Raw genomic sequence first — 18,891 nt, 5'->3', positions numbered from 1 at the left:
ACAGCGTAAGTTGAAGTTTTCAGAATTTTCCTATACAATCATGGAAAAGCATAGAAAAGGGGGAAGCGGCTTTGTCCATATCCACACTGCAGAAAGAGATAAACAAACAGCTCGACAGCTGTTTTGAAGAAATGGTTGAGATCAGGCGACATTTCCATATGTATCCGGAGCTCTCGTTTCAAGAAGAAAAAACCGCCGCATTTATTGCTTCCTATTATGAATCGCTAGGAGTCCCAATCCGCACGAATTTCGGCGGCAGAGGGATTTTAGCATATATTGAAGGAAGCGAACCAGGTCCTACAGTCGCTTTGCGGGCTGACTTTGACGCTCTCCCCATTCAAGATGAAAAAGACGTCCCTTACGCCTCCAAAGTGCCCGGTGTCATGCACGCATGCGGCCACGACGGCCATACGGCAACTCTTCTCGCAGTCGCCAAGGTTCTTCACCAAAACAGACATGAGCTGAAGGGAACTTTTGTGATGATCCACCAGCATGCGGAAGAATATTATCCAGGAGGCGCAAAGCCAATGATTGATGACGGCTGTCTCGAAAACGTGGATGTGATATTCGGCACTCATCTTTGGGCAACCGAACCGCTCGGAACCATTCTTTGCCGCCCCGGCGCCGTAATGGCAGCGGCGGACCGATTTACGATTAAAGTCCTTGGAAAGGGCGGCCACGGTGCTCATCCGCATGATACAAAAGACGCTGTCCTGATCGGTTCACAAATCGTTTCCTCTTTGCAGCACATTGTCAGTCGCAAGGTCAATCCCATTCAATCCGCCGTCATTTCGACAGGCTCCTTTATCGCAGACAATCCATTTAATGTCATCGCAGACCAAGCAGTACTCATCGGTACAGCACGTTCTTTTGATGAAAATGTCCAAGACATTCTGGAAAAAGAAATTGAAGCGGTTGTAAAAGGGGTTTGCAGTATGCACAGCGCGTCCTATGAGTATAACTATGAACGGGGCTATCCGGCGGTTGTGAACCATCCTGCAGAAACGAGCCACTTGGCCAGCATCGCCAAAAACATAGAGGGTGTTCAGCAGGTCATTGCCGGTGAACCGCAAATGGGAGGCGAGGATTTTGCTTATTACTTACAAAACGTGAAAGGCACTTTTTTCTTTACAGGTGCCGCTCTTGAACAGCCAGAGCGGGTCTATTCCCATCACCATCCGAAATTTGATATTAATGAAAAAGCAATGCTGACAGCAGCCAAGGTCCTTGCAGGCGCCGCAATCACCTATCATAAGCTATAAAAAAAACAGCCGGGAATGTTTATTCTCCGGCTGTTTCCTTTATTATCCTCAGATGAAAAACGTGTCTTGCCGTCTCACCAAGCTGAGCCAGCAGCTTATAATTGGCAATCCCGCCGACTGCCGCTCCTACGCCCGGCAAAAGCTGAAAAAACTTCACGACGTCGATATAATCGCGATATTCCTGCTGGAACACTCTCCAGTCGATGCTCTTTTTCTCCGTCTCCCAATTTTCGATGACAGAAAAAAGCGATTTTCGGCCATCATCACTCGAAAACGCAAGCTGAAACACGAGCAGCAGGAACATTCTTTCTTGTGCATCCTTCACATCAAAGCCATATATTGAGGATAAAGCAAATAAACACTTCATCTTAATAGAAAGCAGCAGCGGGAAATCGGCAATGCCTAAAAATATGCCGCCTGCTCCAGTGCCGACTCCCTCAGCAGCCGCCACCTTCTGATAAGAAGCAATCGTTTTTTTCGCCAGTTCGTTCTTTTCACTTAGCGAAAGTGTGCTTGTATCCTTCTTATAGGTAATAATATTGGAGCCCGCCATCGTCGCTTCCACCATTTTTTTCACGCTCTCAGTGACGACCGTATGGATTTTTTCAGGAATCCGCTCATTCACCTTCGTTTGCACACGCTTCGAAAAGCGTTCAAACATGGAATCCTTTCGCAAAAAATGCATTTTCCATTGAAGGGCTTCCTGCATCAGCTGATTATCTGTCATTTCACTACCCCTTTTTTAAGCTCACAGCTTGCCATGTTTTTTCAGTCTGGTTGTCATATAAGACGGCAGAACAACAAAAATCAGAACGGCAGAACCGATCAGCGCGTAAACAAAACCGGTCAAGCCGGCTGCATAGGCAGATGCAGCAGACATCAGCAGCGCTTGAACACTAAGTGCAGTTTTTAATAGAGAGAAATAGCTTTTCAGCTTCGTTTCTTTTTTCACAGGGTACAGCTCTTGAAGCGCCAGATGGTCAAAGTGGCCGAAGAGCGGCAGAAGCTGAATACCCGTAATGAAAATGGCAAACACAGTCAAAACCCCTGCAATCAGCGGGCTGGCTGAGACATACATGATGATCAGCGCGAAAATGATCGTTAACCTGACGAGAATGCCCAAATAATCACTCGAACGCAAAAAGGCGCGGGTGAACATATAGGCAAATGTTTTGCGCTGTTCAAACGGCACGAGCCGCAGCAAAAAGTCAAGATACGCTCTGCGTTTCGCTTGCTTTCGTAAATGCGGCACATCAGTGAACAGGTTGGCAATCCGATAGAAACGCTGCTTGCGTCTCAATTCGGACTCGATATGGCTCTCCCATTTAAACGTTTTCCGTTTTGCTGCCGAAGACATATACAGATAAAGAGCAGCCATAATGACATAGACAAGAAGCGCATACATATAAACAGATTGCAAAACAAAATAAAGAACGAGCGTATTCGCCGCAAAGCGAATAATGACATCCATCCGCTTCATGCTGCGGTCGTTTTGGAAGGTCATGCGCCATTCCATCACCTGATTCCACGCTTTCAGCAGCAAAAGCTGGACAAAGACCGCGGCATACGAAACGAGCGAAGCCCCCGGGGTGACTGCGAAATAAAGCGGCATCGCAACGATGCTCAATGCAATCAGCGGAAACAGCTGAGACACATAGCTGTAGACAAACGCCTGCTTCAAGTAAGGCTCCATTTTTGATTCAAGAGGCAATAAGAAAACTAGGTCAGCCTCCTTCAAAAGCGTCCGCACATAAGAGCTTGTCAACACGAGTGAAAACAGCACGGCCATCACCCAAAAGGATGGAAAGTGAGCGGGGATGTCCCGTATCCATTTGCTGTACCAGCTTGCAGCGCCCGCTAGAAAAAAGATCAAAACAATGACGAGGTGATCGTTGAGCATATATTTCATGTATGTTCTTGTTTCTTTGATATGCTCCTGCAGCCGCGACTGCCAAATATCAAGCATATTATTCATGGCCAGCGTCTTCCTTTGTAAGCTCAAGATACAAATCGTCCAGCGCCGCGTCTTTCATTCCAAACTGCTCTCTGAGCTCTGACAGCGTGCCGCGCGCCCGCACCTCGCCGTTATGTAAAATAATAAACGAATCACAATAGCGTTCTGCCGTTGCCAAAATGTGCGTTGACATCAGCACGCTCGCCCCGCCTTTTTTCGCTTCATTCATCCGCTCAAGCAGCGCGTTAATGGCAAGCGGATCAAGCCCCAGAAAAGGCTCATCAATAATGTAGAGCGCAGGCTCTGCCAAGAATGCGCACATAATCATTACCTTCTGCTTCATTCCTTTGGAAAAATGGGCCGGGAACCACTTCAATCTCTTTTCCATTCGGAATTCCTTTAATAGCGGAGGCAGCCTTTTCTCCATCGTTTCTTTTGACAGGCCATATGCCATGGCTGTCAATTCAAGATGCTCCATCAAAGTCAGTTCTTCATATAAAACAGGTGTTTCAGGTATATAGGTGAATTGTGAACGGTAGCCTTCCGGATCCTCAGCAAAGGTTTTACCGTTTAATTCGATTGAACCTTTATGCGGGTCCATCAGCCCGATGATGTGTCTGATTGTTGTACTTTTGCCAGCACCATTCAGCCCGATTAAGCCGACTATTTGATTCGGTTCAAGGGTGAATGATACGTTTTTTAAAACCGGATTTCTTGTATATCCGCCGGTTAAGTCATTTACCGATAGCAGAGACATAGTTTCTCCCCTTATAGTGTTTTTCTTCATAGTACCAAAAACAAGGCTTGATTTGAAACAATTCCCTTTTAACAAATGATGAATTTGCTGTCATAAAGAGACAGGGTCTTGGACATCATAATAGTCGTAGAGGAAAAGCATATCAACTGAAAAATGAGGTGTTTGTCAAAGACGTCTTAGAAACAGTTGGATAGAAAATAAACATGTCCAATGCTCAAACCATTTCTCTTCACTAAATTGATGAATTCTTCATGTATGAAGCAAATTGTCAAATGAGGTGTTTATCGCAGGAATCGTTAGGCATTAAACAAGTCTTCATTTTATTGACAAATGAGGTGCTTACCAAAGGCATAACACATTTTCTTCATATAAGCTCTTCCTCTGCATTCAGGGTGAACGCTCGCCGTTCATCCTGTTTTCTATTTTCTGCATTTCTGTGGTACGATGAGTGTATACATATTAAACAATTTCATAAGGAGGAACCCTCATGCATTGTGCAGAGAATTGTATCTTTTGTAAAATTATCGCCGGCGACATTCCATCCGCGAAGGTGTATGAAGATGAACATGTACTTGCCTTTCTTGATATCAGCCAAGTAACAAAAGGCCATACGCTTGTCATTCCGAAAACACATATTGAGAATGTGTATGAATTTACAGATGAATTAGCAAAACAATATTTCCATGCTGTTCCGAAAATCGCCCGCGCTATCCGGGATGAATTTGAACCGATCGGCTTAAATACGCTGAACAATAACGGCGAAAAAGCTGGACAATCTGTGTTCCACTACCATATGCATATTATCCCCCGCTATGGAAAAGGAGATGGATTCGGAGCGGTTTGGAAAACGCATGCTGATGATTATAAACCGGAGGATCTGCAGAATATCTCTTCCTCTATCGCAAAACGCCTGGCCTCATCATAAGATGAGGTTATTTTATTTGTGAACATTTCGCAAACATCCGTCAATTTCTTTTGATAATTCTAATTTTTTATCAAAAAACTGAATTTTTGTGATAGGATAATTGTATTATTTTATACATTAACGTGGAAAACAGGGAGAGATCATGATGGAACGTACAACGAATTTTAACGCAGGTCCTGCAGCGCTGCCATTGGAAGTTCTGCAAAAAGCACAGAAAGAATTTATTGATTTTAACGAATCCGGCATGTCTGTTATGGAGCTTTCCCACCGCAGCAAAGAGTATGAAGCGGTGCACCAAAAAGCGAAAAACCTCTTAATCGAACTGATGGGCATTCCGGAAGATTACGATATTTTGTTTCTTCAAGGCGGGGCGAGCCTTCAATTCTCAATGCTTCCGATGAACTTTTTAACACCTGAAAAAACCGCGCATTTTGTCATGACAGGCGCTTGGTCTGAAAAAGCACTGGCAGAGACGAAACTGTTCGGGAACACGTCTATCTCCGCTACAAGTGAAACAGACAATTACAGCTATATTCCGGAGATTGACCTTACGGATGTAAAAGACGGCGCATATTTACACATCACATCCAACAATACGATTTTCGGCACTCAGTGGCAGGAGTTCCCGAATTCCCCAATTCCGCTCGTCGCCGACATGTCCAGCGACATTTTGAGCAGAAAAATCGATGTGTCCAAATTTGACGTGATCTACGGAGGCGCCCAAAAGAACCTCGGCCCTTCCGGCGTGACTGTAGTTATCATGAAAAAAAGCTGGCTGCAAAATGAAAATGCGAACGTCCCAAAAATCTTGAAATATTCCACGCATGTCAAAGCGGATTCACTCTACAACACTCCGCCGACATTTGCGATTTATATGCTGAGCCTTGTTCTGGAGTGGCTGAAGGAAAACGGTGGTGTGGAAGCCGCTGAACAGCGCAATGAACAAAAAGCGCAGGTTCTCTACAGCTGTATTGATGAGAGCAACGGATTCTATAAAGGACATGCCAGAAAGGACAGCCGCTCACGCATGAATGTGACCTTCACGCTTCGGGATGACGAATTAACGAAAACATTCGTTCAAAAAGCAAAAGATGCGAAGATGGTCGGCCTTGGCGGACACCGTTCAGTGGGAGGCTGCCGCGCTTCTATTTATAACGCGGTGTCTCTCGAAGACTGTGAAAAACTAGCGGCGTTCATGAAGAAATTCCAGCAGGAAAATGAGTAAAAAGTCTGGCTATGCAAACCGTTCGTTTGGTATACTGTTTGCATAACACATTCTTATAAAGCCTTCGCAATAAATGATGAGCATATTATTGGAGGGCAAAAGCTTAGCAGAGGAGAGCATAGATATGAAAACAAAAGAGTTAGTCATTATGGCTCTGTTTGCCGCAATCGGCGCAGCGCTTCATTCCATTATTCCGCCCTTTTTAGGCGGCATGAAACCAGATATGATGCTGATCATGATGTTCATGGGCATTCTGCTGTTCCCGCGGGTGCAAAACGTACTCGTCATCGGGATTGTGACCGGAATCATTTCCGCGCTTACAACCGCATTTCCAGCCGGACAGATCCCTAACATCATCGACAAACCCGTATCAGCGTTTCTGTTCTTCTCCCTGTTTCTCTTGTTTAGAAAGAGCCGGAAAACAGGCGCAGCCGCTGTGCTGACAGTCATCGGGACCATCTTATCGGGAATTGTGTTTCTATCTTCAGCTTTATTGATCGTCGGTTTGCCTGGCGGTTTCGCCGCATTGTTCGCAGCCGTTGTTCTGCCGGCCGCTGTGCTGAATACAATCTCAATGATCATTATTTATCCGATTGTGCAAACCATTTTAAGACGTTCGAGCTTTATGGAAGCTGCTAAATAATTGTCACACAAAACCTCTTCCGCTTCCGGGAGAGGTTTTTTTAAAACAGAGCGCCCGCAGCATGTCAGCATGTTTTAAGCGAGGAGTTTTGTGAAAAAGATAAGACATAGTGTAAAGGCGGTTCCGGTTGAACAAACAAGCGCTTTTTGCCGGATCACCTTCTTGGGCGGATAAGAAGCAGCCTGGCTGAGAAGTCTGATATAGTAAACAGCGCCTGTAGCGAAGGCAAGGGTGATGCAGGATAACACAATCAAAAAGACAGACAACCTTCTCCCTCCTTTTCACTTAAAAAATATGCTAAAATAAAGCAAGCTATGTATAGAAGTTCAGGCTTTCAACAAAAATGAAAAATGCTGAATGAATCCTATTTTGAAGAAAAAGACGGGGTGATTGTAATGGCGAGCGGACGTTCTCTATTAACAGGACTATTCGTAGGCGGCATCATCGGAGGAGCAGCGGTTCTTCTTACTGCACCTTCCTCAGGAAAGCAGCTGCGTGAAAAAATGAAGACCAATTATGATTCTTTAGAAGAAACGATCAAACGCTTAAAATCAGACGGGCTTGCGTTAAAAGACCAGCTGATCAAGGCGGCAAAAGAAAGCACAGATGTGATTAAAGACGTAGGCGGCGAGCTCCAAACGTCAATTAAAAAATGGCAGGAAGAGATCAAGCCTCACCAGCAGGATCTGCAAAAAGAAATTGCTGATATTGAAGAGAAAATCAGACAGCTGGAGAAAACCTTACAAAACTAATATCCTATTCAAAAGAAAAAAATGCGGGCCGAAATTGGACCCGTATTTTTTTTAGGCCGATAAACCCTTCCGCCACAATGGTTTGTGAATTTATTAAAAAATTCTTACATTTTCATCTTTATTAATCTTTATTTTATTGGCATAATAGAGAAAAAGAAAAAGAGAAGCAGGTGACGTAATGAATCGAGTGGAACCGCCCTATGATGTGAAAGAAGCTCTGGTCTTCACCCAGAAAATGGCTCAGCTTAGCAAGGCTCTTTGGAAATCGATCGAGAAGGATTGGCAGCAATGGCTCAAACCGTATGACCTGAATATTAATGAGCATCATATTTTATGGATTGCGTATCAATTGAATGGAGCTTCCATTTCTGAAATCGCGAAATTCGGGGTCATGCACGTATCAACCGCATTCAACTTTTCAAAAAAGCTGGAAGAACGGGGATATTTAAGATTCTCCAAACGGCTGAACGATAAACGGAACACATACGTCCAATTGACTGAGGAAGGCACCGAGGTATTCTGGAGCTTGCTTGAGGAATTTGATCCGACACGAAACGCTGTTTTTAAAGGATCACAGCCTCTGTACCATTTATTCGGAAAATTCCCTGAAGTGGCAGAAATGATGTGTATGATACGCCATATCTACGGCGATGATTTTATGGAAATTTTCGAAACGTCACTCACCAATATTGACAATGACTTTGAAAGCGTAAACGGAAAACTGAAGAAAAAAGCAAAGGACAGTACGGCGGATGAACCGGCAGAAGAGCTCGAACCTGTAAACAGTTAATCAAAATGCTTCATGATGTCGATAAAGACTTCCATCAGCTCTTGGTAAAGCCCCTGCTCGTACAGGGCAAAAATCGTTTCATGAACATCTAACTTTTCATTCAGCTGTCCGGCAAAAAGCGCAAGGAGCTTATCAAAGGTTACAAATCCTTGCGCTTTTTGTGTTGCCAGCTCTTCCGACAATTCATCGCATATCCCCATAACCTCTTCCCCTTCTTCCTTGCTCAGCCCTTTATCAATGAGAAGCGCATAGAAGGGGTACCTGTCCATATCTACTGTTTTCACTAATAATTGTATGTAATATTCTAATCGCTCAATGCGATGATCCATCGAATCCATCCACACCACTTCTTTCTATCTTTAATCTTATTTTAGCTGATAATTCACTGAGAAGAAAGTTCTAACCCCATATTTCGCAGTTTGTTTGCTTGTTTCAAAAAAATACCTGCCGGATGATATTTTTTCTTAAAAAAGCATTGATTTTTTCTCTTGGGAGGAGTAAATTATTTTGAGATTCTACTCAAGATGTATGGAAGGATGACTTTGATGAATTGCTGGAAGACCATAAATCTCATGAAGGATTATGGCGCCGTTCGCATAATATTAACTGCTGTATGTTTTATGATTTTGGTTTTTATCTCTACCTTTTTAGCTTTTGAGCTGCTGCGGCCTGGCACAAGCTTAAGCGATGAATATGTACCTTTATTCGGCGGTTTGCTCGTCGTTATTTTATTTGTACATAAAGTCATCCATGTCCTGCCAATCATCTGCAAAAAAAGAAAAATAGAAAAAAAGTTTTACATATTGCGTATGCGCACATGGAAACGAATACCAAAAACAACAATGCTGATTTCACTGGTAAGCCCGTTCTTGCTGATTACACCGGTATTGTTTTACGCCGCACTGGCGTTTCCGAATCACGCTCATTATTTCTGCATGATCTCGGGCATTCACGCCGGCTACTGTCTGCCTGACTTCCTGCTGGCCCTCAAGCTGATAAAAGCGCCGAAAACCGCTTTTATTGATCAGGAAGCAGACGGCTTGGATATTCTTGTTGAAAAGTAGCCACCCCCTGGTGCTGGCAGCGATTTTTCAATTTACATTCTATCTTTTTTAATAAATATTTGGTAATGTAATATGGGACAGTTCAGAGAGAGGGGGAATCTCCCATCATTTTATTCTATTTTATCGTGGCTGCCGTGTTTATTTTATATTTCATAAACAGGCTCACCAATACATTATGCCTTGTCAGAGAGATTCCTGAAGAGCGGCAAGATAAGGTATTCCGATTTATTAATGTATCTATATTAATTTTACTGATCTCTTCGTTTGTGGAGATCTCCTTTACAGTGTAAAAACGAAAGAAAGCATAGCTGCGATTGAGCAGCTATGCTTTTTTATGTTGATTAGTACAGCCAAGAAGCGCCGATGATAATCAATAAAATAAATAACACAACCAATAAAGCGAATCCGCCTGCAAAAACTTCACCCATCTTAAAAAGCACCTCCTGTAAAAAGCTTTATTTACCAATTACATGTTATGCAATTCATGTTTGAAACGATTAGGCGCTAGTGAAAATAAAGGATCGCTTATGTTGCAAGCGATCCCCGGGCTGCTTAGTAGATGTAAGCTGCACCTACGATGATAAGCAAAATGAACAGTACTACGAGCAACGCGAATCCGTTAGAGTATCCTCCGCTCATGTTACATACCTCCTTTTCTTGATCAATATATAAGTATGCCATCAGCAAAAGTTTGACTAGACGAATGCCCTTTATTTAAAATCTTTTTACAGAAAGCCACAATATGTTATGATACGCATAGGTAATTTAATTTGGAATGATTAGGAGTGTTTGAAAACCATGAAAAAAATCGCAATAGCAGCTATCACTGCTACAAGCATCCTCGCTCTCAGTGCTTGCAGCAGCGGCGACAAAGAAGTCATCGCAAAAACAGACGCAGGCGATGTAACTAAAGGCGAGCTTTACACAAACATGAAGAAAACTGCTGGCGCAAGCGTCCTGACACAGCTGGTGCAAGAAAAAGTGTTGGACAAGAAGTATAAAGTTTCGGATAAAGAAATTGACAACAAGCTGAAAGAATACAAAACGCAGCTTGGGGATCAATATACTGCCCTCGAAAAGCAATATGGCAAGGATTACCTGAAAGAACAAGTAAAATATGAATTGCTGACACAAAAAGCGGCTAAAGATAACATCAAAGTAACAGACGCCGATATCAAAGAGTACTGGGAAGGCTTAAAAGGCAAAATCCGTGCAAGCCACATCCTTGTCGCTGATAAAAAGACAGCTGAAGAAGTAGAGAAAAAGCTGAAAAAAGGCGAGAAGTTTGAAGATCTTGCGAAAGAATACTCAACAGACAGCTCTGCTTCAAAAGGCGGAGATCTTGGCTGGTTCGCAAAAGAAGGCCAAATGGACGAAACATTCAGCAAAGCTGCATTCAAATTAAAAACAGGTGAAGTCAGTGATCCTGTCAAAACGCAATACGGCTACCATATCATTAAAAAGACCGAAGAACGCGGCAAATACGATGATATGAAAAAAGAACTGAAATCTGAAGTGCTTGAACAAAAACTAAATGACAGCAATGCCGTTCAGGAAGCTGTTCAAAAAGTCATGAAGAAGGCTGACATCGAAGTAAAAGATAAAGATCTGAAAGACACATTTAATACATCTTCAACAAGCAACAGCACTTCTTCATCTTCAAGCAGTTCTAAGTAATAAAAAAGCTGTGCAGACTCATTGAGCCGCACAGCTTTTTTTATGCGATGGAATGGTTTTGATTTTCTTCTTCATGCTGCTGAGAACTGCGGCGTTCTCGCTCCTTTTCCATCCTCTCCATATAAATCTGCCCTTCTTTTTCAATAAAAGCCTGGTCTACTTTTTCTTCCTCTTTGGCTGCCGCCACAAGTTTATATGCGCTGAAAATGATGCCTACAATACAAAGATACACCCACCATGGAAAAAATAACACGGGCTCCTCCCCCTTTTGCATAAATTCTTTATTCTTAACCATATGCGGGAATGAGACGAGTTATGAGCGGGAAAGACGCATCAAAAAGGACTGAGCTGAATATGTCAGCATCAGTCCTTTTTAAGTTATTTATGAAATGTCGGTTTATAAAAGGAACGGTTTTCCAGCGCAAATACACGTTCAGTATACTCGCCCGGCTTCACTCGCTCAAGCGCTCTGTCCATCATATTCATTTTTGCATCCAGGTTGTCTATATAGTGAAGAATTTCCGCTTCTTTCACCATCGGCGGTTTCGGACTGCCCCATTCCGCTTTGCCATGGTGACTCAAAATCAAGTGCTGAAGAATTAACACCTCTTCAGAATCGATTTGAAGCTCCTCAGCCGCTTTTGAAAGCTCTGTCACCATAATCGAAATATGGCCGAGCAAATTGCCTTCAACCGTGTATGAAGTGGAAACAGGGCCGGACAGCTCCTTCACTTTTCCAAGATCATGCAGAATAACACCGGCATAAAGCAGATCACGATCAAGAGACGGATATAAATCTGCTATTGCTTTTGCCAAGTTCAGCATAGAGACAACATGATACGCCAAACCTGAGACAAACTCGTGGTGATTTTTCGTAGCCGCCGGATAATCCATAAATTCAGCTTCATGTTTTTTCACTAAAAACCTTGTGATTCGCTGGATATTCGGATTTTTCATTTCAAATATATATTGAGTGATGGTATCCATCATTTCATTTTTCGGAATCGGTGCAGTTTCTAGAAAATCATCAATATTGACGTTTTCATTTTCGCTTACTGGTCTGATATTTCTTAGCTTCAGCTGGGTGCGTCCGCGGTAATGGTGAACATCGCCGACAACCTTGACAATCGTCTGCGGCGCATAGGTCACTTCATCACTTTGCTTGGCATCCCACAGCTTTGCTTCAATATCGCCTGACTGGTCTTGCAGCATCAGCGTCAAAAACGGTTTTCCATTGCTTGCAATCCCTTTCGTCGAGGATTTAATCAATAGATACTGGTCCACCTGTTCGCCAACCTCATGTAGCATAATCCCTTTAGCCATTCTATTAAAGCTCCCTCCGTATCTTACATAATACCAGTATATCACATACCGATTTTCAGCTATAGAACCTCTTTTATGACACCAAATGGATAGTTTGGCTGCTATGAAATGCATCCTTCACATGGTCATGGCATGTAAAATACAAAATCTGCCTTCCGCCTTCGGTTAAATCATACAGAACATGTAATACACGTTTCAGCCTTTCCTGATCAAAATGAACAAAGCTGTCGTCAAGCTGAAACGGAAGCTTTGACCCATCCTGGCGCGTAACAGCCAGAGCAAATCGGATCGCTGTATACAGCTGTTCACACGTCCCTTGTGACAGCTCTTCCGCATGATAGACAGTTCCATCGCGATGCATAACCATGATCGAATCATCCGTTTCGGAAAAATAAATGGTTTGGTAGCTTCCGTCAGTCAGGGGGCGGAAGAATTCTCCTGCTGTCTCCAGAAGGCGCGGAAGCTCGATTTTTTTATGCCGCTCCAATTTGTTTTTGATCACCTGTTTGACCATTTGTATGGAGGCCCATTTTTTAGCCGTTTCTTTGACACGTTCTTTTTGCATTTCGGTTTGAAGCTTGAGATCTGACACCAATCCCGAAGCCTCTAATTGTTCCTGTTTGACTAAGAGCAGTGCGATTTGGCTGCGGAGCTGCTCGATCTCCTCAGTCAGCCGCTCTTTTCTTTCATTCTCGGTGACTTGCTTGTTTTTCAATTCAGAAAGCGTATTGGAATCCGCCAGTTCAAGCTCCTCTGGGTGCCCGCCTTGAAGCTGTGCGTTTACGTGATGAAGCTTGTTCTCCGTATCCTTCAATTGCCTGCTGATGTCGGCTGTGGCAAAAAACGCATCCCTGTCTTTTGCAGCAGCCGCGGCAAATAACTGTTCGATCTGTACGTGAAAATACTGTATTTCTTGCTCAAGCTCAAGCATCTGTTCCTTTGTATAATGAATATCTGTTTCAATTTCCTTTTTTTGCTTCTCAATTTCTTTTTCACGTTCAATGTTTTTCCGCAATGTGTGAAGGGCGTCCGAGATGGAGATGTCCTGACTATGAGGATGCAGCATGCTGATGCGTTCTTCGAATGTTCTCCGGTGCTTTTTCAGCCTGCCTGCTTCAATAGTCAGCTCATGCTTTTTCCTCACTTCTTTTTTGACATCCTTCATTAAGCTGTATGCATCAAGCAAAAACGATGGATCTTCGTTAAATCCGAGCTCATTCATAAAACGCTCGACCTGTGTTAAGGACGGGGCCATATCGGCTTCCCACTGTTCAAACTGCTGGATGACCCTTTCATACGCCGCCTCTTTTTGCTGAAGCGCTGCTCGCTGCGTGAGAAGATGCTGTTTATTGCGGTCGTCCTCCCATAACGCTTCTCTCAGCTTTTCAGCTTCTGCTGGTGAAATATCCGTCATTGGCTGTCTTGTCTCCCGGCTGTTTCGAGAAGACGTTTTTTTTCCTGATAAAAGCCAATACACAATAAGTGCAGCGCCGATACTGATGGCGGGAATCACTTGCTGCAGCAGAAAAAAGAGAATGATGAACAACATGCCAGCTGCAATGACAGCCTTTCTCTGTTTAGCCTGCTGTCTTTCAAAAAACGTTAGCTGCTCTCTCAGCTGTGCTTGCTTTTGGTGCTGCCCTTGTGTTTCATCATATGCGCTAAGTGCCGCTTCTTTATCTTTTCTTTGGCTGTCTTCAAGAATGGCGGACGAAGCGGCATGAACGGCTTTTTCTGCGTCTTCCAGCTCTTGCCGGGCAAGTTCAAACGTCTCGTCAAGCTGCCGTTTTCTGTCTCTTGCCTGTACATATTGCTGCACCGCTTGCTGAAGCTGCCATTCATAATCATATGACGTGTTCATATTCAGAAGCTCATTTTCATCTGTTTTATTGAGCTGTTCAAGACCTGCCGCTGTCTGTGCAGACGACTGGCGCAGCTGTGCCTGAATGGCGGCCAGCTGTTCTCCCCATGATTGGTACATATGAAATGATGCCGAAAGCTCTTGTATCAGCGTTTCTTTCGTCAATAGTTCTTTATCTGGGGTAAGCTTTTGCCTCTGTTTGTCCAGCTCTGCCATCTTCACCCGAAGCGCCTCAAGCTGTGCGGATTTCGGGTGAAGGTGGGATTCATATTTTTCCAGCTGGTGCAGTGCGTCAGCCGGAAATTGTCCTGCATGTTCCGGAAATTCCGCAATCACCTGTTCGAGTGTCGCTTTTTCATTCAACAGCGGCTTTCGCTCAATCGCTCCCTCTATCATTCGGATATGCTCCGCCGTCTCTTTCAATTCGGTTTCCGCGGCTGCAAGGCGGGCTTCAAACGTTCGTTTTTCCTCAAGAAGCTGATGATAGCCCGCTTCCTCTGCTTCAGCCTGTTTTAGCTTCACTGCCAGCTGCTTAAGCGTTTCCAGCTCCTGATTCAATTGAGGGTTTCGCCCGTTTGGTTTATAGAGCCTTTCGCTTTCCTTCGTCAGCCTTGAATCAAGCTTTGATACGGCTTCAGCTCCAAACAAGCTGGAGAATAGCAAAAATTCGCCTATCTTGTCCCGGTTAAAAGCATGAATTTCCTGCAACCCGAATACATCAAACGAATAAATGGCTTTGTACAACGACCTGTCTGTGCCCTGGAACAGTCGCTTTAAAACATCTCCATCCTTTACTTCGCCCTTTTCTGTATACACTCTTAACTTTTCGGCAGTCCCTTTCGTCCGTTCGATCTTCAGCACCCCATACTCAGGATGTTCAGCTTCAAGAATACCACCGTAGACACCGCCTGATTTCGGTTCATATTTTTTCGTTTTCGGAAAACCGAACAGCATGCTTTCAATAAATGACATCATCGTCGTTTTTCCTGCCTCATTTAATCCGTAGATAACTTGGACAGGAGAGGCGGAAAAATGAAAGGTTCGATTAGAAAATTTTCCATATTGGTAGATGTGTAAAGATATAATTCGCAAAGCTGTCACCGCCTCATGGTTCAAGCACCTTAAGCTGCTTTTTCAATAAAATTTGTGCCTGTTCTTTTATTTCCTTTACTTCCTCTTGGCTAAACCGGTCTGCGTGCCTTCTATACACTGGATGCCGCTCAAGCCCTTCCAGCACGTCTGACAGATCGCTGCGATCTATGTCTTCAAATAAACCGCCAAAAAAAGGATCAAGATTTGTTACGTTAGCTTCGTTTTCTGTCTCATCATCCAATGCAAGAGGCCAAACGAACAGTTCCTCCTCCGCTTCTTGCTCCTGAAGCGTCTCAAGAAACTCTTCCAAGGTGCCTTTTGGCGCCTTCAGCAGCCATTCTGGCGCAGTTCCTTGTAAAACAATCCTTACACAAACAGGGCTCCCCTTTTTTCGCAGCTTCGAAAACGTGTCCTCCACCATTTGGAAGAGAACGGTCATATTCTTTGCCTCCGTCACATCTACCGCTGCTTTTTCCCACAGGACATCATGCGCTCTCTGAAATTCATAAGATATTTCTCCGTTTGTCACATGAACGAGATAATAGCCTTTTTCTCCCGTCTCCTTCATATGGCGTGCTTGCGTGTTTCCCGGGTAAATGACTGCCGGGTGCTCGGCAGATAGAACCTGGCGTTTATGTATATGGCCAAGCGCCCAATAATCCATCCCGCTTTTCACGAGGTCATCATGTGTAAACGGGCAATACGGATCGTGTCCTTCAGATCCAGACAGCGTGCCGTGGAGCATACCAATATGAAACGGTGCGTCAGTTGATCTCCGATAGCGGGCGGCTTGGTTTTCCGTCACGGCTCTGGCCTGATAGCTGAAGCCATAAATGCTCGCTATGCGCCTGCCTTCTTTAAAAAACGATTTTTCTTCTGGAACAGCGGACGAAAAAATATGGACATTCTCAGGCCATTCAATCGGCGTCCATTCCCCGCCAAGATGATCGTGATTCCCAAAAATGACGTACACCGAAATTCCGCACTCTCTGAGTCTTTCAAACTGCTTTTTCAAAAAGAGCTGGGCCTTTAAGCTTCGGTTGGCTTCGTCAAACAGATCCCCCGCCAGCAAAATGAAATCAACGTGTTCTCTCATTGCGGCGTTTATTATATGTCTCACGCTTGCAAACGTGCTTTCTTTAATCCGCGCAAAAATCGGCTCCGGCAACTGCGATATCCCGTAAAACGGGCTGTCAAGATGAAGATCTGCCGCATGAATAAAGGTTAGATCAGTCAACATTCTGCTCCTTTCCAGGATGAAGTACCCTTATTTTAGCACCGAATTCTTCCGAATGCACGTTCTGTCAATAAAGAAACAGCCTGAGAATCCCCAGGCTGTTTTCCAATCAGTTTTTCGCTAAACGAAGCGCTTGTTTGATCGCTTTGAACGCGCTTGAATTGCTGTAAATCAATACACCGCCTTTATAAATTCTGGCGCCGATAACGGCCAGTATGACAATGGTGAGCAGTGTGATTCCGATTCCGGCTGCCGCCTGCCAGAATGGAATATCAAGCATGCCGACGCGCAAGAACATAATCATTGGCGTAAAGAACGGAATAAACGAAGTTACCGTAATAAATCCTGCGTCAGGCGCATTCAATCCGAACATCGCGATCATAAAACCCGCGACAACCAAAAGCGTCATCGGCGTGATCGTTTGCTGCACGTCCTCTATTCTGCTGACAACGCTGCCGAGAAACGCGGCGAGTGTCGCGTATAAAAAGTATCCGAGCAAAAAGAAAATGACAGCATAGATGACAGTCGTTGCTGATACGTCAGTCAGATTAAGGAATCCGCCGACAGATGATGCCGTTTCGCTCTTTTGGTTCAGCTTAAGAGACAGAGAGCCGGCTCCGATAATGATAGCAAGCTGTGTGATCCCTACAAGCCCGATACCGAGCAGCTTTGCAAACATTTGCTGGATCGGCGGCATGCTTGAGATCAGGATTTCCATGACTCGCGAAGATTTTTCAGTTGCGACCTCCATCGCAATCATGCTGGCATACATAATCACTGAAAAATAAATGACAAACAGCATAATGTAAACAAGCCCTACCGTCTGGCCAAGCTCTTCCTCAGACTTCGCTCCTTCTTTCAGTGCCTTCTGCCCCACAGTAACGGGCGCATAAAGGCTGCTGATCGTTTCCTGCGACACGCCGAGCTCCGCCGTTCCGACAGCTGTTTTGGTTTGCGTCAGCGCCTGCTGCAGCGTTTGATACGTGCTTTCATCAGAAATCGTTAATGCTTTATATGTTCCTGAAATGGTCCCTTTTTCATCTCGTTTGATGATGAGCATGCCATCGAACGCTTCATCTTTGACTTGCTTTGTCACCTCATCCTCCGATTGCTTCGACAGCTTCACCTCAAGATCGCCGTCTGTATCGACCGCTTTCAGCTGCTTTGAAAAAATCGGATATAATTCGTTTGTTTCATCAATAACAGCGATTTTTTCTTTCGCATCGTCACCTTGAAACAAAGAAATGATCGACTCCAGATTCGTTACAGCTAAAACAAGCAGCACAGTGATGACAGTCGAAATAATAAAGGATTTTGCCATAATCTTATTTTTGTATGTATGAGAGAGCATGATCCAAAATTTATTCATAGACGGCCCCCACCTTTTCTATAAAAATATCATGCAGTGACGGCTCTTCAAGCTCAAACTTTCTGATAAATCCTTTTCCCTGAAGCATCGCAAAAATCTCTTGGGAGATGTCTTCATTGGCGATCTGCAGCTTGACGCCGTCGGCCGTTTCCTTCCATTGAAGAATACCCTCATGAGACTGCAAAAAGCGCAGATCGTCATCGGAGTAAATGGTAACATTCTTTTTACCGAAGGAGCGCTTTATCTCCTTCAGCTTGCCTTGCACGACCGGTCTTCCTTTCTGTAATATGCAAAGGTTCTCACAGAGCTCCTCCACATGTTCCATCCGATGGCTTGAAAATAAAATAGAAACGCCGCTGTTTTTCAGCGAGATCACAGCCTCTTTTAACAGCTCAACATTGACAGGGTCCAGGCCGCTGAAAGGTTCATCAAGAATCAGCAGCTCCGGCTTATGCAAAACTGCCGAAATGAATTGGATTTTCTGCTGATTCCCCTTTGAAAGCTCTTCCACCTTCTTATTCTCGTAATCTGTAATATTGAAGCGTTCAAGCCATGTCCCAAGCTCTTTTACAGCCTCCCGCTTCTCCATCCCTTTTAATCTGGCGAGATAGACAAGCTGATCCTTTACCTTCATTTTCGGATAAAGACCCCGCTCTTCCGGCAAATAACCGATTTTGTTGCTGATATGATAATTCACAGGACGGCCCTTCCAGCTGATTGAGCCCTCCGTAATGCTTAATAATCCTAGGATCATGCGAAACGTCGTCGTTTTTCCCGCTCCGTTTGCGCCTAACAGACCGAACATTTGCTGTTCCGGAATATCTAAGTCCAATCCGTCAACAGCTTTGTAATCTCCGAATGTCTTCGTTACGTGATCAATTGTAAGCACCGAATCTCCTCCTTCCCTGACCCATTATATACTAATTTTGGATGAAACATAATAGAGGATTTTCATTTCCT

General features: G+C 44.2%; 22 protein-coding genes. 9 read left to right on the top strand and 13 right to left on the bottom strand.

Annotated elements, in window-relative coordinates:
- Positions 1-71 precede the first annotated feature (71 nt).
- The gene (gene sndC / locus MY9_RS05685) at positions 72-1,262 is read left to right on the top strand and encodes an N-acetyl amino acid acetylase SndC (protein WP_041521288.1); all 1,191 of its coding nucleotides are present in this window, start codon (positions 72-74) and stop codon (positions 1,260-1,262) included.
- A 19-nt stretch (positions 1,263-1,281) separates the two neighbouring features.
- Here the strand turns inward: sndC and MY9_RS05680 are convergent, their stop codons facing one another.
- The 3 genes from MY9_RS05680 to ecsA are packed head-to-tail and all read right to left on the bottom strand — an operon-like array spanning position 1,282 to position 3,973.
- Positions 1,282-1,989, bottom strand: coding sequence for an EcsC family protein (locus tag MY9_RS05680; RefSeq protein WP_014663405.1), 708 nt, complete (start codon positions 1,987-1,989; stop codon positions 1,282-1,284).
- Positions 1,990-2,010: 21 nt separating this feature from the next.
- Positions 2,011-3,237, bottom strand: a complete 1,227-nt coding sequence (ecsB, locus tag MY9_RS05675) for an ABC transporter permease EcsB (protein ID WP_014663404.1) — start codon at positions 3,235-3,237, stop codon at positions 2,011-2,013.
- Positions 3,230-3,973 carry an ABC transporter ATP-binding protein EcsA gene (ecsA, locus tag MY9_RS05670; RefSeq protein ID WP_014663403.1) on the bottom strand — a complete coding sequence of 248 codons (744 nt, stop codon included), beginning with the start codon at positions 3,971-3,973 and terminating at the stop codon, positions 3,230-3,232. Before ecsA ends, ecsB begins: the two co-directional genes overlap by 8 nt.
- Before the next feature lie 487 nt (positions 3,974-4,460).
- Here ecsA and MY9_RS05665 point away from each other — a divergent pair, with 487 nt between their 5' ends.
- The 3 genes from MY9_RS05665 to trpP all read left to right on the top strand — a co-directional run bounded on the left by MY9_RS05665 (position 4,461) and on the right by trpP (position 6,766).
- Positions 4,461-4,898 carry an HIT family protein gene (locus MY9_RS05665; protein ID WP_003233231.1) on the top strand — a complete coding sequence of 146 codons (438 nt, stop codon included), beginning with the start codon at positions 4,461-4,463 and terminating at the stop codon, positions 4,896-4,898.
- Positions 4,899-5,043: 145 nt separating this feature from the next.
- On the top strand, positions 5,044-6,123 hold the full coding sequence (serC, locus tag MY9_RS05660; protein ID WP_041521287.1) for a 3-phosphoserine/phosphohydroxythreonine transaminase: 1,080 nt from the start codon (positions 5,044-5,046) through the stop codon (positions 6,121-6,123).
- A gap of 124 nt (positions 6,124-6,247) precedes the next feature.
- Positions 6,248-6,766 (top strand): tryptophan transporter TrpP, encoded by a 519-nt coding sequence (trpP, locus tag MY9_RS05655; protein ID WP_003233236.1) that lies wholly within the window; start codon positions 6,248-6,250, stop codon positions 6,764-6,766.
- 74 nt (positions 6,767-6,840) lie between these two features.
- Here trpP and MY9_RS05650 read toward each other — a convergent pair whose 3' ends face one another.
- The gene (locus MY9_RS05650) at positions 6,841-7,032 is read right to left on the bottom strand and encodes a hypothetical protein (RefSeq protein ID WP_014663400.1); all 192 of its coding nucleotides are present in this window, start codon (positions 7,030-7,032) and stop codon (positions 6,841-6,843) included.
- Positions 7,033-7,161: 129 nt separating this feature from the next.
- Between MY9_RS05650 and MY9_RS05645 the strand changes: the two genes are divergently transcribed.
- Together MY9_RS05645 and MY9_RS05640 are read left to right on the top strand one after the other, a co-directional pair.
- Positions 7,162-7,518: a YtxH domain-containing protein gene (locus MY9_RS05645; RefSeq protein ID WP_040083814.1), complete on the top strand. Its 357-nt coding sequence runs from the start codon at positions 7,162-7,164 to the stop codon at positions 7,516-7,518.
- Between the two features lie 178 nt (positions 7,519-7,696).
- Entirely contained in the window at positions 7,697-8,308 is a 612-nt protein-coding gene (locus tag MY9_RS05640) for an HTH-type transcriptional regulator Hpr (protein WP_014663398.1), read from the top strand.
- On the opposite strand, the gene MY9_RS05635 is transcribed toward MY9_RS05640, so the two are convergent.
- Positions 8,305-8,646 carry a YhaI family protein gene (locus MY9_RS05635; RefSeq protein WP_014663397.1) on the bottom strand — a complete coding sequence of 114 codons (342 nt, stop codon included), beginning with the start codon at positions 8,644-8,646 and terminating at the stop codon, positions 8,305-8,307. The genes MY9_RS05640 and MY9_RS05635 overlap by 4 nt on opposite strands.
- Before the next feature lie 207 nt (positions 8,647-8,853).
- Between MY9_RS05635 and MY9_RS05630 the strand changes: the two genes are divergently transcribed.
- Together MY9_RS05630 and MY9_RS21105 are read left to right on the top strand one after the other, a co-directional pair.
- A complete protein-coding gene (locus MY9_RS05630; RefSeq protein ID WP_040083567.1) occupies positions 8,854-9,372 on the top strand; it encodes a DUF3267 domain-containing protein in 519 nt (172 codons plus the stop codon).
- Between the two features lie 107 nt (positions 9,373-9,479).
- On the top strand, positions 9,480-9,662 hold the full coding sequence (locus MY9_RS21105; RefSeq protein ID WP_024571667.1) for a hypothetical protein: 183 nt from the start codon (positions 9,480-9,482) through the stop codon (positions 9,660-9,662).
- A 51-nt stretch (positions 9,663-9,713) separates the two neighbouring features.
- On the opposite strand, the gene yhzE2 is transcribed toward MY9_RS21105, so the two are convergent.
- Positions 9,714-9,800, bottom strand: coding sequence for a sporulation protein YhzE2 (yhzE2, locus tag MY9_RS05625; protein WP_003155248.1), 87 nt, complete (start codon positions 9,798-9,800; stop codon positions 9,714-9,716).
- 124 nt (positions 9,801-9,924) lie between these two features.
- On the bottom strand, positions 9,925-10,011 hold the full coding sequence (gene yhzE1 / locus MY9_RS21100) for a sporulation protein YhzE1 (protein WP_003327753.1): 87 nt from the start codon (positions 10,009-10,011) through the stop codon (positions 9,925-9,927).
- Between the two features lie 159 nt (positions 10,012-10,170).
- Here yhzE1 and prsA point away from each other — a divergent pair, with 159 nt between their 5' ends.
- A complete protein-coding gene (prsA, locus tag MY9_RS05615; protein WP_014663395.1) occupies positions 10,171-11,049 on the top strand; it encodes a peptidylprolyl isomerase PrsA in 879 nt (292 codons plus the stop codon).
- Positions 11,050-11,089: 40 nt separating this feature from the next.
- Here the strand turns inward: prsA and yhaL are convergent, their stop codons facing one another.
- From yhaL to MY9_RS05585, 6 genes are all read right to left on the bottom strand, one after another.
- Positions 11,090-11,302 carry a sporulation protein YhaL gene (gene yhaL / locus MY9_RS05610; protein WP_003233252.1) on the bottom strand — a complete coding sequence of 71 codons (213 nt, stop codon included), beginning with the start codon at positions 11,300-11,302 and terminating at the stop codon, positions 11,090-11,092.
- A gap of 125 nt (positions 11,303-11,427) precedes the next feature.
- A complete protein-coding gene (yhaM, locus tag MY9_RS05605) occupies positions 11,428-12,372 on the bottom strand; it encodes a 3'-5' exoribonuclease YhaM (protein ID WP_014663394.1) in 945 nt (314 codons plus the stop codon).
- A 73-nt stretch (positions 12,373-12,445) separates the two neighbouring features.
- On the bottom strand, positions 12,446-15,334 hold the full coding sequence (sbcE, locus tag MY9_RS05600) for a DNA repair/recombination ATPase SbcE (RefSeq protein ID WP_081483665.1): 2,889 nt from the start codon (positions 15,332-15,334) through the stop codon (positions 12,446-12,448).
- 4 nt (positions 15,335-15,338) lie between these two features.
- Complete coding sequence (locus tag MY9_RS05595; protein WP_014663392.1) at positions 15,339-16,565, bottom strand: metallophosphoesterase family protein; 1,227 nt, start codon at positions 16,563-16,565, stop codon at positions 15,339-15,341.
- 106 nt (positions 16,566-16,671) lie between these two features.
- A complete protein-coding gene (locus MY9_RS05590) occupies positions 16,672-17,931 on the bottom strand; it encodes an ABC transporter permease (RefSeq protein WP_014663391.1) in 1,260 nt (419 codons plus the stop codon).
- Positions 17,924-18,820 carry an ABC transporter ATP-binding protein gene (locus MY9_RS05585; protein WP_014663390.1) on the bottom strand — a complete coding sequence of 299 codons (897 nt, stop codon included), beginning with the start codon at positions 18,818-18,820 and terminating at the stop codon, positions 17,924-17,926. Before MY9_RS05585 ends, MY9_RS05590 begins: the two co-directional genes overlap by 8 nt.
- Positions 18,821-18,891: the final 71 nt, after the last annotated feature.

This window comes from Bacillus sp. JS (assembly GCF_000259365.1).
Taxonomy (GTDB): Bacteria; Bacillota; Bacilli; order Bacillales; family Bacillaceae; genus Bacillus; species Bacillus stercoris.
The sequence above is the reverse complement of the archived record's forward strand: the minus strand, read 5'-3'. Positions and strand labels throughout refer to the sequence as shown.

Coding starts and splice junctions, on each gene's coding strand:
- ecsA (WP_014663403.1), bottom strand. CDS start 3,973: ATGTCTCTGCTATCGGTAAATGACTTAACCGGCGGATATACAAGAAAT.
- MY9_RS05640 (WP_014663398.1), top strand. CDS start 7,697: ATGAATCGAGTGGAACCGCCCTATGATGTGAAAGAAGCTCTGGTCTTC.
- yhzE1 (WP_003327753.1), bottom strand. CDS start 10,011: ATGAGCGGAGGATACTCTAACGGATTCGCGTTGCTCGTAGTACTGTTC.
- MY9_RS05595 (WP_014663392.1), bottom strand. CDS start 16,565: ATGTTGACTGATCTAACCTTTATTCATGCGGCAGATCTTCATCTTGAC.
- yhzE2 (WP_003155248.1), bottom strand. CDS start 9,800: ATGGGTGAAGTTTTTGCAGGCGGATTCGCTTTATTGGTTGTGTTATTT.
- MY9_RS05635 (WP_014663397.1), bottom strand. CDS start 8,646: ATGGATTCGATGGATCATCGCATTGAGCGATTAGAATATTACATACAA.
- prsA (WP_014663395.1), top strand. CDS start 10,171: ATGAAAAAAATCGCAATAGCAGCTATCACTGCTACAAGCATCCTCGCT.
- MY9_RS05680 (WP_014663405.1), bottom strand. CDS start 1,989: ATGACAGATAATCAGCTGATGCAGGAAGCCCTTCAATGGAAAATGCAT.
- yhaM (WP_014663394.1), bottom strand. CDS start 12,372: ATGGCTAAAGGGATTATGCTACATGAGGTTGGCGAACAGGTGGACCAG.
- MY9_RS05645 (WP_040083814.1), top strand. CDS start 7,162: ATGGCGAGCGGACGTTCTCTATTAACAGGACTATTCGTAGGCGGCATC.
- MY9_RS05665 (WP_003233231.1), top strand. CDS start 4,461: ATGCATTGTGCAGAGAATTGTATCTTTTGTAAAATTATCGCCGGCGAC.
- serC (WP_041521287.1), top strand. CDS start 5,044: ATGGAACGTACAACGAATTTTAACGCAGGTCCTGCAGCGCTGCCATTG.
- MY9_RS05590 (WP_014663391.1), bottom strand. CDS start 17,931: ATGAATAAATTTTGGATCATGCTCTCTCATACATACAAAAATAAGATT.
- MY9_RS05630 (WP_040083567.1), top strand. CDS start 8,854: ATGAATTGCTGGAAGACCATAAATCTCATGAAGGATTATGGCGCCGTT.
- trpP (WP_003233236.1), top strand. CDS start 6,248: ATGAAAACAAAAGAGTTAGTCATTATGGCTCTGTTTGCCGCAATCGGC.
- ecsB (WP_014663404.1), bottom strand. CDS start 3,237: ATGAATAATATGCTTGATATTTGGCAGTCGCGGCTGCAGGAGCATATC.